The organism is Alienimonas californiensis (assembly GCF_007743815.1).
In the GTDB taxonomy this organism is placed as follows: domain Bacteria; phylum Planctomycetota; class Planctomycetia; order Planctomycetales; family Planctomycetaceae; genus Alienimonas; species Alienimonas californiensis.
Genome location: NZ_CP036265.1, coordinates 4,791,773 through 4,806,634, shown reverse-complemented (window position 1 = coordinate 4,806,634; position 14,862 = coordinate 4,791,773). Strand labels below are relative to the sequence as shown.

The 14,862-nt window shown below is 71.9% G+C and carries 11 protein-coding genes; 4 read left to right on the top strand and 7 right to left on the bottom strand.

What is annotated here, in order from left to right; all coding sequences use genetic code 11:
* Nucleotides 1-32: 32 nt before the first annotated feature.
* The 3 genes from CA12_RS19060 to CA12_RS19050 all read right to left on the bottom strand — a co-directional run bounded on the left by CA12_RS19060 (nt 33) and on the right by CA12_RS19050 (nt 2,949).
* Nucleotides 33-950, bottom strand: coding sequence for a class I SAM-dependent methyltransferase (locus CA12_RS19060; protein WP_145360689.1), 918 nt, complete (start codon nt 948-950; stop codon nt 33-35).
* Nucleotides 951-1,005: 55 nt separating this feature from the next.
* On the bottom strand, nt 1,006-1,707 hold the full coding sequence (locus tag CA12_RS19055) for a PEP-CTERM sorting domain-containing protein (RefSeq protein ID WP_145360687.1): 702 nt from the start codon (nt 1,705-1,707) through the stop codon (nt 1,006-1,008).
* Between the two features lie 189 nt (nt 1,708-1,896).
* Nucleotides 1,897-2,949: a cupin-like domain-containing protein gene (locus CA12_RS19050; protein WP_145360685.1), complete on the bottom strand. Its 1,053-nt coding sequence runs from the start codon at nt 2,947-2,949 to the stop codon at nt 1,897-1,899.
* Nucleotides 2,950-3,176: 227 nt separating this feature from the next.
* Here CA12_RS19050 and CA12_RS19045 point away from each other — a divergent pair, with 227 nt between their 5' ends.
* Together CA12_RS19045 and CA12_RS19040 are read left to right on the top strand one after the other, a co-directional pair.
* Nucleotides 3,177-4,670, top strand: a complete 1,494-nt coding sequence (locus CA12_RS19045) for a glycoside hydrolase family 130 protein (RefSeq protein WP_145360683.1) — start codon at nt 3,177-3,179, stop codon at nt 4,668-4,670.
* Nucleotides 4,671-4,792: 122 nt separating this feature from the next.
* The gene (locus tag CA12_RS19040) at nt 4,793-5,926 is read left to right on the top strand and encodes a glycoside hydrolase family 130 protein (protein WP_207622046.1); all 1,134 of its coding nucleotides are present in this window, start codon (nt 4,793-4,795) and stop codon (nt 5,924-5,926) included.
* A 27-nt stretch (nt 5,927-5,953) separates the two neighbouring features.
* Here the strand turns inward: CA12_RS19040 and CA12_RS22635 are convergent, their stop codons facing one another.
* From CA12_RS22635 to CA12_RS19025, 3 genes are all read right to left on the bottom strand, one after another.
* Nucleotides 5,954-7,450 (bottom strand): hypothetical protein, encoded by a 1,497-nt coding sequence (locus tag CA12_RS22635; protein WP_145360681.1) that lies wholly within the window; start codon nt 7,448-7,450, stop codon nt 5,954-5,956.
* Between the two features lie 74 nt (nt 7,451-7,524).
* A complete protein-coding gene (locus tag CA12_RS19030) occupies nt 7,525-11,193 on the bottom strand; it encodes an AAA family ATPase (protein ID WP_145360679.1) in 3,669 nt (1,222 codons plus the stop codon).
* A gap of 79 nt (nt 11,194-11,272) precedes the next feature.
* Nucleotides 11,273-12,358, bottom strand: a complete 1,086-nt coding sequence (locus tag CA12_RS19025) for a hypothetical protein (RefSeq protein ID WP_145360677.1) — start codon at nt 12,356-12,358, stop codon at nt 11,273-11,275.
* Between the two features lie 310 nt (nt 12,359-12,668).
* On the opposite strand from CA12_RS19025, the gene CA12_RS19020 reads away from it, so the two are divergent.
* Nucleotides 12,669-12,977, top strand: a complete 309-nt coding sequence (locus CA12_RS19020; RefSeq protein ID WP_145360675.1) for a hypothetical protein — start codon at nt 12,669-12,671, stop codon at nt 12,975-12,977.
* A 10-nt stretch (nt 12,978-12,987) separates the two neighbouring features.
* Here CA12_RS19020 and CA12_RS19015 read toward each other — a convergent pair whose 3' ends face one another.
* Nucleotides 12,988-13,887 carry a hypothetical protein gene (locus tag CA12_RS19015; RefSeq protein WP_145360673.1) on the bottom strand — a complete coding sequence of 300 codons (900 nt, stop codon included), beginning with the start codon at nt 13,885-13,887 and terminating at the stop codon, nt 12,988-12,990.
* Between the two features lie 244 nt (nt 13,888-14,131).
* Here CA12_RS19015 and CA12_RS19010 point away from each other — a divergent pair, with 244 nt between their 5' ends.
* Nucleotides 14,132-14,644 carry a CinA family protein gene (locus CA12_RS19010; protein ID WP_165700864.1) on the top strand — a complete coding sequence of 171 codons (513 nt, stop codon included), beginning with the start codon at nt 14,132-14,134 and terminating at the stop codon, nt 14,642-14,644.
* Nucleotides 14,645-14,862 lie beyond the last annotated feature (218 nt).

Below are 14,862 nucleotides of genomic sequence, written 5' to 3'. Positions count from 1 at the left end.
TCCCCCCCTTCGGGTGCGATCCTCCGCAAAGCTCAACCCACCCGGTATTTCGCCAACCAGTAGGCCTTCACCGCCCGCCGTTTGACGGTGCTCATGCCCAAACCGATCAGCTTGAGCATCCAGGGCATCCGGGCGACGTTCCGCACGGCGATCTCCTTCAGCGTGACCGCGTCTTCGCAGGTCAGGTCGCTCCGCCAACTCTCCAGCGAGCGTACGTCTTCCACGCCCCAGTCGAAGCGGGCCTCGAAGTGCTTCAGCGTGTCGTGTTGGGACTGGGTGGCGACGCCGTCGGGCGTGAGGGCGTCGAAGGTCAGCGTCGCGCCCGGCAGGCGTTCGCCCAGCATGTCGATCAGGCGGCGGACCCCCGCTTCCGGCAGGTACATCAGCACCCCCTCGATGCAGACGAAGTACGGCGGCGGCAACTCCAGCAGCCGATCGATCCAGTCCGGTTCCAGCACGGAGCCGGCCAGCATCGTCCGCCGGTCCGTCTCCGCGAAGTACCGGCGGCGGACGGCCATGCTGTCCGGCAGGTCGACCTCCAGCCAGTGCGAGACGCCGTCGTCGCAGCGCTCGAACCGGGTGTTCAGCCCCACGCCGACGTCCGCCACCGTGCCGCCGGGATGAGCGACGAGGAACGCCCGCAGCCAGTCGTCGAACTGCAACGTCCGCAGGGCGATGCCGATGCGACTGCGGAGTGCGAAGCGATTGAAATGCCCGAATCGATCGCCGAGGGCGTCGACGATCTCGACCGCCCGCGGGTCCGACAGGATCGACAACCGGCTGCGGGTCTCCGCGGCCCGGGCCCACAGCGGAACCAGCAGGGTTTGCTGGACCGGCCCCAGGTCGAGCTTCCCCCCGTCAGCGCGACCCTCTGCGGGATCCGCGACCCCGACGGGCGAATTCGCGGCGGCTGCGGCGGATTCCCCGGGTTCCTCGGCGTCGGTCGTCATGGCGACCAGCGTAGCCGGAGTCGCCCGAGGCGCACCGGGCGGAATCCCTAGTCGATTAGTGGTCGGCGTTGAGCGGTCGGCGGCCGCGGGGCGACGCGGTCCGCCGGCGGAGCAGCCAGCCCCCCGCCCCAGCGAGGCCCAGCAGGAGCGCCGCGCCCGGCTCCGGCACCGCCGCCGGCCCGGCGACGTCGCCGTTCACCACGATCCCATAACTCGCTCCGCCGATCGTGAAGTCGTTTTCAATCTCGAACAGACCGGTCGACAGCAGCGCGTCCCATCCCGCGAGGCGAAACGTGGCGGAGGTGACGCCCGAGAACCGGGACAGATCGATACCGGACAGCGTTTCGCCCGTCGCGTCGACGTCGTCGTCCGAGAACACGCGTTCGAAGTTGCCGCCGTTCACGGAGAGGTCGATCGCGAGCGATCCCGGCCCCGAGAAGGTGCGATCATATCGGATTCCCAGGTCCGTCAGATCGTAGGCGGCGTCTGACGTGAACCCCCACGTCAGAAAATCGCCCGCGGCGATCGCGGTCGCCACGTCGCCTTCGACCGTCCAGCCGGTGGAGCTGAACGTCCCGCCGGAGTCCGCCTTCAGGCCGCCGCCGCGTTCCAGCGGGGTATCGATGACGCCGGCGCCCGTCAGCCCCGCCGGGACTGTGCCCGAGGAAGTTTTAGACTGGAAGGCGACGATGAGGTCCCCGGAGGCGACGCTGGCTCCGAACCAGGCGACGGCGACCGAGAGGAGAGTGCGCGACATGGGCAGGCGACGACGCGGGGCAAGGTCGCCGCAGCATCCAAAAAACCCAGTCCGCCAGCAAACTTGCCCCAGCCGTTCGACTCGGAATTTTCGCCTCCGGGCGACCGTCGCTCTCGCAGACTCGTCCCAGCGACTGCGGCGTACGACGCTGCCGCGAGCACGCCGCGGCGTGATCGCGGCTGATTGGCGTTACGCCAGCGCCAGTTCCGGCTCGCGGGCTCGCTCGGGCTCGGCGGCGGATTCAGCCTTCGGCTCGGCGGCCGCCCGCGGCAGGAACGCCGCCGGCGTGGGGCCGCCGTTCAGTTCGACCGTGGCGTGCGGGGCCTTCGGGTCGACGCGGAACGTCTTCGGGTAGTGGTACAGACCGCGCTTCTTCGTCACGTACTCCTGCACCGCCCGACCCGCGAGGTACGCGGCGGCCTTGGCCTGATAGCCCAGGCCGGAGGTCTTCGTGCTCGACAGCGACAGGCCGAACCGGTCCCGCAGCATGCGGTTCGCCCGGTGGGCCCGGACGTAGCGGAACGCCCGCGGGCTGTAGTGCTCCGTGCTGACGGAGATGTTCAGACCGACGGTGTTCTGCACGCGGTGCGGGGTGTGCTGCGGCCAGGTGATCCACTCGCCCGGCTTCAGATCGACGGCGAAGGCCGCGTCGTCCCACTCCGGGTGGTAGCCGGCGTCCTCCGCCTTCTTCACTGCAACGATCGCTTCCAACTCGTCCCGCGGGGTGTCGGCCAGGCGCTGCGGGTAGGCCCAGACGCGCTTCTCCCCGCTGACGTGCCAGAGAATGTTCTGCGGCACGTCGATGTGGTAGTAGACCATCGCCCCCGGGCTGCTCACGAGCACGTTGGCGCTGCGGCGGGTCGCCGTGAAGCCGGGGCAGGCGGCTTCCAAGTCGTCGTAGAGCCGATTGATCGCCGCGGCGGCCTCGGGCTGGTGGTCCAGCACCTTGCGGATGTTCAGCCACAGCCGGCCCTTCTTCAGGGCGGCAAGCACGTCTTCGGGGCTCAGCCCTTCCGTCAGGCCTTCGCTCCACTCCAGCACGGTCGGGTCGTGGCCCATGCGGGAGACGTTCGCCAGGTCCCGCGGGTGCGTCTCCAGCATGCGGAGCACGTTCTCCTCCGTGAACAGTCCCGTCTCCGCGAGGCGGTGCGTCGCGGTGAACAGACCGTTCTCGAACGCGTCCGGCGTGCGGTAGTCGGCGGGCAGATCCAGCAGCGGGCCGTCAGGCAGAGCGGCGGACATGGGAAACTTGCGGGAGCGGGAGGAGTCGGGAAGTTCGGCGGCCGGGGGGCGGCCGTCCGGCGAGCGTAGGTCGCAAAACCCGGCCGCGCGGCAGTTCGCCGCGGGCCGGCCCCGGGCCGCCGCAAACCCGGGGAACTCCGGTGCCGGTTTCCGCAGGGTCGTTACAATCCGCGCGCCTCGAGGTTCCCTCTCCCGTCCGTCACTCTCTCGCACGCCCGTCCTTGCCCATGCAGGCCCGCCGCGTTCCTGGCGTTTCCATCACGCCGGACCCCCGCCGGGTGCTGTTCCGGCCGTTCTTCCCCGGGGGCCCCGAGCGCGCCCGCACGATCATCGCCCGGATCATGACCCTCTCCGACGCGGAGGTGCAGTCCGAGCTGGACTGGGTGACGGAGGAGTTCGGCGATCGGCACCGCAACCTGCTGAAGTTCTTCGCCCGCCGGTTCGGCGAGGTCGGCCACCTTCGGCTGACCGACGCCCCGCTCTCCCGGGAGCGCGAACTGCTCATCGGCGCCTATTTCACCAACGAATACAGCCTCGAAGCGGCGGCGCTCTTCAACCCCTCGATGATCTGGCACCCGGACCAGTCGGGTCTGAAAGCCGGTGCCAAGCGGTTTATCCTCAGTTTGCGGGCGACCGGCGAGGGGCACATCTCCAGTTTGCAGTTCCGCAGCGGCGTGATCAGCCCGCCGGGCGGCGACGCGACCGGCCGCCGCGGCCGTTCGCCCCGGATCGAACTCGACCCCGTCACCGCCTACGTCACCACGCCGGAACGCACGCTGGACCGCTCCTTCGAACGGTCGCTATTCGGCAAAAAGCTGCTCGAACTGGGGGTGAAGTACGATTTCGTCCGGGCGGTGATGGGCCGGCTCGCGGAGCGATTCACCTTCTCGGAACTGCGGGACGTGGTCGAGGAGGCCCGCCGCACCGAACCGCTGCCGCCCCGGGTGGCCCAGGAGGCGGCCGACGCCGTCGTCGGGCTTGCCGAGAGCAACTACGAGATCCGGTTCGACGACGATCTGCCGTTGTGCGAGCGGATCATCTTCCCCTCCACCCCCAGCGAGGTGAAGGGGATCGAGGACGCACGCTTCGTCGAGTTCACCGACGACGACGGCACGATCACTTACTACGCGACCTACACCGCCTACGACGGCCGCACCGCCTTCCCCCAACTGCTGGAAACGCCCGACTTCCTGGCGTTCAAGGCCCATACGCTCAACGGCCCCGCAGTCGCCAACAAGGGGCTCGGCCTGTTCCCCCGCAAGATCGGCGGCCGCTACGCCTGCGTGGGGCGGCAGGACGGCGAGAACATTTATCTGATGTTCAGCGACAATCCGGGCTTCTGGTACAAGAAGGAGATCCTTCAGCGCCCCACGCAGCCGTGGGAGTTCGTGCAGTTGGGCAACTGCGGTTCCCCCATCGAGACCGAGGCCGGGTGGCTGGTGCTCTCGCACGGCGTCGGCCCGATGCGGAAGTACTGCATCGGAGCGTTCCTGCTGGATAAGGACGACCCCATGAAGGTGCTCGGCCGGCTCCCCGAACCGCTGCTGACCCCCGCCGGCAACGAGCGCGAGGGCTACGTGCCGAACGTCGTCTACTCCTGCGGCGGTCAGATCTTCGACAACGAACTGATCATCCCTTACGCCATGAGCGATCACGCCAGCGGCTTCGCCACGGTGCCGCTCGACGACCTGCTGGAAACGCTCGAGCGCAACCCGGCATGAGGGAAAAGCGGACCGTTTGAGGAGGATTCTCGTTGGGACATCGGTACGCTGCGATGCGTTAGCGTGATGCGTCTCGCCCCTGCCGACCGCCCGGTCGGCCCGTCGCTTCCGAGTTGCCCACGTTGATCCGTCGCCACCCTGCCAATCCGCTCGTCTCCCCCGTGGACGTGCGGCCGTCCAACCCTGCGTTCCGCGTCCGCGGGGCGTTCAATCCGGCGGCGACGACCTTCGGGGACGAAACGCTGCTCCTCCTCCGCGTCGCCGAGGACGCTCCCGCCGAGCCGGGGCGGATCGCCGTCCCGATGGTGCGGTTCGAGAACGGTCGCGGCGTGCCGGACGTCCTGAACGTCGGGCTGACCGACCCCGGCGTGATCCCCCGCGACACCCGCGGCGTGGCGGTGGACGGCGTCGAATACCTCAGCACGCTGTCCCACCTGCGGCTGGCCCGCTCGACGGACGGCGTGAACTTCACGGTCGAGGACGAACCTTTCCTTTTCCCCGCGAACCCGGCGGAGCGGTTCGGCGTGGAGGACGCCCGCATCACCCGGATCGCGGACACCTGGTGGATCAACTACACGGCCGTCTCCGGCGACGGCTGGTGCACGGCGCTCGCCAGCACCCGGGACTTCCGCACCGTCACCCGGCACGGCGTGATCTTCCCGCCGTCCAATAAGGACGTCAGCCTGTTCCCCGCCCGCTGCGGCGGCCTCTGGCGGGCCCTGCACCGGCCGAACAACGACGGCTTCGGCAAGGCGAGCATCTGGTCCGCCTCCTCCCCGGACCTCATCAGCTGGGGCGATCACCGCTGCATCCTGCGGCCGCGGGCGGACGTGCCGTTCGAGGGGGCGAAGATCGGCGGCGGCCCGCCCTGCCTGCTGACCGAGGAGGGCTGGGTGCAGATCTACCACGGCAAATCCGCCGCCGGCGCCTACGCCCTGTTCGTCGCCCTGCTGGACCGCGAGGACCCGTCGATCGTGCTCGCCCGCGGCGCCGAACCGCTGCTCGTGCCCGAGGAAGAGTACGAACGCTCCGGGTTCTTCCCGGACGTCGTGTTCGCCAACGGCGTCACGCACGAGCCGCCCGGTCCGGACGGCGTGCTGCCATTCGGCGCGAACGTCCGGGTCTATTACGGGGCGACCGACGGGGTGAGTTGCCTCGCGGAGACGACCGTGGCCGACCTGCTCGCCTCCGCCCACTCCCGGACCGCGACCTTCTGCGCCCATTCCTTGGAGGAGATGCACCTCACGGTCGCGTGACGAACGTAAGGCGCAATTGGGCGTGCTTCATCCCCCGGGCAGCGGGAGCGGCGGGCCGTCGAGGCGCTCCAGGTAGGGCGTACGGAACCGCTCCCAGCGGACGTTCACCGCGTCGAGGGCGGACTTCGTCGCCGCCCCGCCCTGCACCGCCATCTCCAGCAGCCCCCTGCCGCCGGCTCCCCCCAGGCCGCCGCCCCCGAGGCCGCCGCCCAGCAACCCGCCGAGGCCGCCCAGCGCCCCGCCGCCGTTCAACAGGCCTTCGACCTGCGGGTCCTGCCGGATGCGGTCGACCGTGTCGGCGTCGGCCTCCTCAAAGCCGCGGACCTCACGGGCGGACCAGATCGGACCCCAGTTGCCGTCGGCGTCTTTGGCGAGGAACTCGCTTTCGACGGTCGCGCGTTGGGCGGCGGCGTCCATTGCCACCCGCGTCACCCGCACCCCAGAGCGGCCGGCCCGCTCCGCCGCTTCGATCGCCGTCTGATTCCGGTTCTGTTGCCGTTCCCGCTGGGCCCGCTGGGAGAAAGCGTTGGGCTGGGTCAGCTCGTCGATCAGGTCGCGGTACTGCCCGCCGGCCATCTGCATCATCAGGGCCTGTCCGTTGACCGCCTCGCCGGCCTGCGGCGTCTTCATCAACGTGGAGCCGGTGCCCTGAAAGGAGAACTCGTCCCGCATCGCGCTCTCCACGATCGCCACCCGGGCGGCCCATTCGTGCTCCGACTGGAGCTTGGCGACGAAGGGCGTCTCCGCCGGTTCCGCCGTCACCGGGCGGTCGCCGGTCCACGGGGCGGCGGGGACGGAGCGAACGTCGCCGCCCCGTTCGCGGAGTTCCCCCTCCAACTCGTTGGTCTCGCGGAGGGCGACGTTCCGCAACCCGGCGTCCCAGGCGTGCAGGGCCAGCCGGCGGCGGTGCGGGGCCGTGCGGTGCATCTCCTGCACGGCCGATCGCGGCACCGCCAGCACCGCCCAAGGCCCCCGCGGCCGGCGAACGGACGGCTCGCTCGCCGGTTCGGCCGGTTCCGGCTCCGCGTCGCCGTCCGCGATCGGCCGCCCCTCGTCCGCATCGGCCAGCAGGTCGGAGACCCGCTCAAACTCCCCTTCCAGGAACAGCGACAGCGACGGCTCGCCGACACGCCGTTCCATCCACGGCACCAGCCGATCGCGGAGTTGCTCCGCAATTGCCACGGGATCGTCGCTCGCCGGCGCCTGCTTCGGCTTCTCGGCGGCGGGAGCGGCCGGGGCCTGCTCCCACTTCGCGACGAGCCCCGGGTGATCGAGGTCCACGTCGTCTCGCCGCACGGCAAATCGCACCGCGTCCGCCGGGTTCTTCACCGCCTCGCCGCCCGCGGCGGCCTCGACCGTGCCGGCGAACACGCCGTGCAACTCAGCCTCCCCGCCGTCGGGTAGCGCGACCGTCAGGCGATCCACCGCTCGGCGGTGGATGGACGGGGGGGCGGCGTCGGCGGAGGGGACGAAACACAGGGTCGCCGCGGCGGTCGCCGCGACGAGGGTCAGGCGGAGCGACATGCGAAACGGGCGGGCTTCGGAGGATGCGGCCGGTCGCCGCATCCTACCCGCCTCGCCTTCGCCGGTGGACCGGGTTACGCCGCCCGGAGCACGCGGGACCGCGGTTCGAGCACCTGCGGGATCGGCTCGAACCGATCCGCGGCGTCGTTCCGCGGCAGCCAGACCGGCTCCACCCCGCCCGACTCGAACAGGTGCGCGAGGTGCAGGTGACAGGTGAAGAACAGCACCTGCCGGGCCGGGCGGATGGAGCCGTCGGCCCGACGTTCCTCGGCACAGAAGGTTCGCAACGTGTCCAGCGCCGCCTCGGTGCGCAACTGGTCGAAGTTGACCAGCACGTCGTCCAGCACGACCGGCGGACGCAGGTCGAGGCCGTTGCCGTCGATCTCCGCCCCGGTGGCGGTTTGATCCGCCTCGGCGACGTGGTCCATCAGGCCCAGCCGCACGGCGAGGTAAAGCTGCTCGCGGGTGCCGCCGGAGAGGGCATCCGGGGTCAGGGCGGCGCCGTGCCGGTCCTCGACCATCAGGGTACGCTCGCCCAGCGGGCTCCAGACCCGGCGGTAGCGGCCGCCGGTGAGCTGGTCCAGATACCGCCCCGCCGCGGCCAGCACCGCCGGCTGGCGGGTGCGTTCGACGTCCGCCCGCATCGAGGCGAAGGCCCGACCGGCCAGCTTCGCGGCGTTCCAGCGTTCCGAGGCGTCCTGCAACTCGCGGTTCACGGCGGACAGTTCCAGCCGCACGGCGTCGCGGGCATCGTCGGCGGAGAGGCCCTCCAACTCCCGGGCCACGCCGCCGCGGCGTTCCCGGGCGGCCCGCAGTTCGTCCTCGATCTCTTCCAACTGGGCTTCGGTCCGGGCGATCGACGCCCGGTTTTCGGCCGCGTCGAAGGCGGCGAGGTCCTCTTCCTGCACGGCGAACTCCGACGACTCCGCCGCGGCGGCAGCGAGGTCGGCCTCGGCCATTTCCAAAAGCGCCGCGACCTCCTGCCGCTTCGCGGAGCCCCCGGCGAGCCGTTCATACGCGGCCCGGTCGGTGACGCCCGCGGCCTTCAGCAGAGCGGTCGCCTCGCCGTCGTGGCGCCGCTCGGCGGCGGTCAGTTCCTCGGCCTCGGCCTTCAAACGATCGGCCTCGGCGACGCGGCGGGTGCGCTCGTCACGGCGGTCCTGCAGGCGGTCCAGCTCCTCCGCCCAGCGGGCGAGAACCTTAACGGCGCTGCCCTCCACCGGCCGCTTCAGCGCCCGGCCGAGGTCCGTCACCCGGGCGGACAGCGCCGCCAGAGCCGCGGTGAGATCGTCCTGGCGGGCGGCGGCCTGGGCGGCGGCGTCGCGGACGGCGTGAACCTCCGCAGCGCCCGGCGCCCCGCCGGCGGTCGGCACCGGGACGGGCACGGCGATCCGCTTCTCCACGACCCGCGTCGCGCCCCGGCCGGAAAGCCGGCCGGCCGCGTCCGCGGCGAGCTTCAACGCCTCGCGGTGTTCCTCCCGCCACGCCGTCAGGGCCTCGGCGGTTTTCACCCCCTCCGGCAGGCCGACGGCCTCGAGGGCCTCGTACCACATCTGCCGGCCGGCGGTCAGATCGCCCTGCGAGCGCCGAATGCGGTCCCGCAGCGCCGAGAGCGCCCGCCGCTGCTTGGCGTGGGCGTCGGCGGTCTCGGCGACCTTCTCCAGGCTCGTGCGGCGGCGTTCGATCGTCAGTAGGGCGGCGGCGGCGGCCTTATGGCTCCACTCGCCCACGCCCGGGCCGGCCTTGCGGGCCCGGAACTTCGCCGGGTCCAGCTCCGCGGTGATCAGCAGCGTGCGGATCTCCTCGCGGGTGCGGACCAGATCGCCCTCCGACGCCCGCACGCGGGCTTCGGCTTCGGCGGCGGCGTCGGTCAGCACCGTTTCCATGTGCTCCCGCATCCGCCACGCAAAGGCGGAGCAGCACATGCCGATCAGCAGGAAGATCAGCCCGGAGAGCCAGCCGGCGGTCAGTCCCTGAATCAGCCCGAGCAGCCCGAACGCCGCTCCGCCGAACATGAACACGCCGAAGCAGAGGCCGACCCAGGGCGGGACCTCCAGCCGGGCAGCCCACTCGTCCGGCCGCAGCCCGCCGGCGGTGCGACCGCCGGACAGCACGTTTTCTTCACGGACCAGATCGCACAGCCGGGTCAGCTGGGCCGCCCGCTCGTCCGCGGCGGCCAGCGCCAGCGCTGGATCGTCCACGCCGACGGAGGCCAGCAGTTCCGACCGCCGGGCCTCCCGTTTGCGGAACAGGCGGTCCTTGCGTTTGTAGGTCCGCTTGAGCCGCCGATTCTTCAGGCCGGCGGCCCGGTAGGAGGCGGCGGCCTCTGTCAGCAGTTCCTCCGCCTCCGGCGAGACGTCCACGCCGTTCGGGGAGCGGGTCAGGTCGAAGTCGGCCGGTTCCGGACGGTCCTCGTCGTCGTCCTCATCCGAGAAGACGACCTCTCGCACGCGGTCCTCATGCGAACCGAGGGCGAGTTTCGGATCAGCCCCCGCCGCTGCGGCGAGGCGGGCGAAGCGCTTCGACCCCGCGTCGTTGCCGGCGGCGAAGCGGGCGACGAATGCCTTGAGCTGGTCGTCGGTCATCTCCTCCGCGTCGAAGTCCGCGTCGGCGTCGTCGCCGAGCAGTTCCTCCGTCCGGTCAGCCCGGCGGGCGAAGGTCGCGGCGGCTTCGGAGGCGGCGTCGCGGCGGCGGATCGCCTCCTCGGCCCACTCCGTCAGCGGCGCCAGTGCGCGGATGGCCCCGGCGTGCTCGACCAGACCTTCGTCGAACTGCACCGCTTCGGCGTGTTTGCGGGCCTCGTCAGCCCGGCGGCGGGCCTCGGCGGCCCGTTTGGCGGCGGCGTCCCGGTTCGCCTCGGCGGCGATCAGCCGCGTGAGGCCGTCCGCGGGCACCCCGGCGGTCCCGCCGAGCTTCCCCAGTTCGGTCCGCAGGTCGCGGACCTGCCGCCACGGGCCGTGCACCTTGTCGGCGTACCGCGCCCCCCGCAGTTCGCGGCGGAGCCGCTTCTTCTTCCGCTCCAACCGGGTGAAGGTGCGGTCGAGCTGGTCCAGATCCGCCCGCAGCTCGCCCGCGGCGGCGCGTCCGTCTGGCAGGGCGGCGAGTTGGGCGTCCAGCCGATCGCGGCGCCGCATCAGTTCGGCGATGCGGCCGCCGACCGGGGCGTCGTGGGCGTCGAGCGTCAGCAGGCCGGACGCCGTGGCCTCGGCGGCGTCGGCGGCGGCGAGGAACCGGCGGCCCGCCGGACCCAGCGACACCCCGTGCACATGGGCGGCGACGTCCGCGTGCTCCAGCGTGGCCAGCTCCTGGAGCTCGTAGATCCCCAGCGCGTAGACGTTGCGGTACATCGCCTCGGACAATCCGCCGAGCCGTTCGTGCAGCCACTCCTCGCCGTGCACCTCGCCGAACGGATCGGTGACGGTCAGCCGGCCGCGGGGGGCGCCGCCGGGTTCGCGGAACCGGCGGAGGACGTGGGGGGCGCCGTCGATCTCGGCGTGGAGGGTGCCGTCCCAACCCTCGGTCGTTTCGACGTCCCGCCCGCCGTTCCGGCCGGCCGATCGCGGGCGGAAGCCGTGGGCGCTGAACGGTTCAAAGCCGTACAGCACGCCGCGGATGAACCGCATCAGCGTGGTCTTGCCGGCCTCGTTGGGGCCGTAGAGCAGGTTCAGTCCCGGCCCGGCCAGCGGCAGGGTCAGGTCCCGCCACACGCCGTACCGGGCGATCTCAATGTCGGTGATCTGCACGGCGGGTCCTTCCGCAGGCGGTGGGTCAGGGTGTAAATCAGGGAGAAACGACCGGGCCGGACGGCAGATCGAACGCAGATCAGCCGGCGGACAGCAACGGAGCGGCGAAGCGGGTCGCCAAAGTCCGCACGCGGTCCGGGTCCGGGGCGACGCCGGGCAGAGCCGGGGCGTCGCCGAGCGGATCGAAGTGGGCGAGGGCTTCGAGGAACGCGGCCGCCTCGCCCGGTTCGTCCTCGTCGCCGTCGACGAAGCGGCCCGGGTGGGGCAGCACGGTCACGGAGTGCAGCGCCCACGTGTCGGACAGCGCTCCGGCGAGGGCGCGGGCGTCCTCGTCCGTCAGGCGATCGCCCCACGGACCGACGTGCAGCGTCCAGTCCACGATCCGCAGGCGTTCGCCGTCGTCCCGCCGCGGCGCCGCGTTGCGGAGCCGGGCCGGCAGGTCGTGCGGTTCCTCGGGCAGTTCCAGGACCGGGGCGAAGAACCGCACGGCCCGTTCGCCCCGCGGCTCCGTCCTGCCGCCGGCGGCGCCGGCCGTCTCGGGGAGCACGAACCACGTGCCGGGGGCGGCCTCGGAGGCCGCGGATGAGAGGGTGAACAGGGCGTCGCAGCCCTCGGCGTCGGCCTCCGGCTCGCTGGTGATCCCGAGGACCGGCAAGCCGTCCGGCATCGGGAAGGTCGCGGCGCCGGCGAGGGTCCGCAGCACGGCGAGCCCTTCGCCCCCGCGGGACAGTTCGATTTCGCTCGGCTCGTCCGGGGCGAGCAGGGTGAGCGGCAGGTCGTCCGGCAGCGGTTCGTCAGTGAGGGCGAACGTGGCTACCTCCGCCGCGGCGAGGCGTTCCAGACCGTCCCGCAGGGCCCGTTCGGCCCGCAGGTCGGCGGCGGGATCAAGCAGCCGGCCGATCAGAACGAAGGCGTCCGCCTCCGCGGCGGCGTTCACCAGGGCGTCCCACTGACGCCGCGAGGCCCCGGCGGCGATCTCCGCCGCCTCGCCTGATAGCGGCGGCAATCCTGCGGGGATTCCGCCGAGCCGCACTTCGGCGGCGCACAGAATCCGCGGCGGGCCGGTGCGAAGAGGTTCCGCCGGACTGGCGCCGGTCGAGTTGGCGCCGGTCGTCGAACCGCCGGGGGCGGGGCGGGAATTGCGGCGGGCCTGTTGCGGCGGCATGGCGAGCGGATCCGTCCGTCGGCGTCCGGGGGGCGGGGCCGGGCAGGCGTCGCTCCGCAATGGGCGCGCGTCGGTCCCGATCCCTGGGGCGCGGAGGATACGTCGTCGAGGCCCCCGGGGGAACCCCGGTCGTTTGGGGCGGGCGTCGCCCGGTCTGCCCTATACTCCCCCCGTGTCCCAACCTTCGCCCCCGTCGGACGTTCCGCCCGCCCCGGCGGAAGTTCCGACCATAGGGCCGGCAGCCGGCGCCCCGGCCGACGTCCCGGCTTCGTCCCGTCGCGACAGTTCCGCCCTGCCCGGACGCTGGGGCGTGGGGCTCGCCGCGGCGGGGTGCCTGATCGGGGCGGCGACCGTCTACGCCATACGCCCGGAGCTGGAACTGTGGTGGGCGGGGGCGATGCGGGTGGGCATCGTGATGGGCGCGCTCTGGCTCGCCCTGCCCTCCCGCGATCGCCCGGCGGCGTGGGCCGCCTGGGACTGGAAAGCCGTCGGCTTCGTGCTGCTGTGCGCCCTGTTGTCGTTCCGCGCGCCGCAGATTGGGCTGCCGCTGTTGGCCGGCTGGTGGTTCTGGCGCTGGCTGAAGGCCGTGCCGCCGACCCGGCTGCCGACCGAACGCTGACCCCGCCGGCTTATCGCCGGACCCCGCCGTAGCCGTCGATCGTCGGCGCCGCGGTCCGCAGGCCGGGGTCCCGGTCCCGCAGGCGTTCCCGGTAGCGGGCGGAGGCGTAGACGCGTTCCGACAGCTCGCTCAGTTCCACCTTCCGCCGCGGCAGGACGCCGTCCAGATTGGACGCCAGCCCCTCGACCCATACCGGGCGGGTCTGCATCGAGCGGTCCATCAGGTGGGCGAACAGGCAGACCTCTTCGAAGTTCCGGTCCAGCACCACGTTCGTGACTGGGGAGATCAGTTTCGCCGCGGCCCCGACGGCCCGGCTGGGGAAGGAGACGAACAGGCTCGCCTGTCCCACGGCGACGGGCTCGCCGGCGGCGTCGAAGGCGGTCTCCGTGTGCAGGTGGAACAGGCAGGTCGCCTGAATCGGGTCGTTCAGGACCGGCGATTTGAACTGCCCCTCGACCAGCACGAGCTGATCCGTTTTCCCCCGCAGCAGCACGTCGAACAACCCGACCGAGCCGTCGCCGGCGTCGCCCTCATAGCTGTTCGGGCCGGTCTGCCACATGTCGCACTGGCTGACCCCCAGCACCCGCCACAGAGCGACGGCCACGTCCGGGTGTTGGACGAAGTAGGTTAGCCCGTCCTCGTGGATCGGGAACCGCAGCACCGGCAGCGTGCGGAACAGCGTCTGGTCCTCCAACACCTGCACCGCCCGAGCCCGGGCGGCGGGGTCGAGAGCGGCCAGCGGCAACGCCTTCTCCGCACGCCGACGGGCGAGGATCGTGCCGCTTCCCGCCTGCACCGTGACGATCCGGGCCCGCGCTTCGGACTCAAGCTGCTCCGCCTCCGGGCTCGCGGCGGGCGCCGAGGCCGCCACGCACAGGGCCGCCGCGGCGATCAGCGACCGTCCGGACATGACGCCGAACGGGCGGAAGACGAAGCGGTTTGACATGGAAACGCCCGCGGTGGGAAAAGAGAGCCGCGAGCGAGGGCTCCCGGCCCCGCAAGGATCGACCGGCCCCACCCCGCGAACCGGCATGAACCGTCCGTTCGCGGTACAGCCGTCACCGCCGTTATTGCCCGGACGTCCGGCGCTGCCCGCACGGGCGGAAAGGGCGCCGCGGCCGATAAACTCGCCCCAGCCCTGTCGGTCGCCCGCGATGCCGTCGCTCGAAGAAGCCGCCGTCGCCCTCTCGGACCTGCTGCGGTCGCGGTGCGAATCGCTCGTGCTGGCGGAGAGCTGCACCGGCGGGCTGGCGGCGGCGGCCCTGGTCGGGCTGCCGGGGGCGTCCGACCTGCTGGCCGGGTCGTTCGTCACCTATCAAACGGAAAGCAAAGCCGCGTGGCTGGGCGTGTCACGGGCGATGCTGACGCAATACGGAGCGGTCAGCCCCCAGGTCGCCGCGGCGATGGCCGCCGGCGCCGCGGTGCGGACGCCCCACGCCGCCGTGGCGGCGGCGATCACCGGGCACCTCGGTCCGGACGCCCCGCCCGCTGAAAACGGACGGCTGGTCGTGGGGCTCCGGACGCCGGTCGGCGGGGCCGCGGTGGTCGAGTTCCGCCTCCCTCTCACCTCCGGCGGGCGCCGCAAGCGGCAGGAGCGGGCCGCGGCCCTGTTCCTGAATGCCGTGACCGCGGCACTGAGCGAGAGCGCCGACGAACGGCGGCCCTGAAACGAAAACAACCCCCGGAACCGGAGCGGGTGGGACGGGAACGAGGTCCGGCGTTCAATCGCGGCGTGCCAGCAAGTCAGGCTGCGCGCTCTGCGATTACCCCCAACGACTTCATTCCCACCGCTCCGGCCCACGGGGGCCGCGTAAGGGAAGGACTCGTTGCAATACGGGCGCCAAACAGTCTTTCGACAGCTGGATCCGACAGTTTGTCGACACCC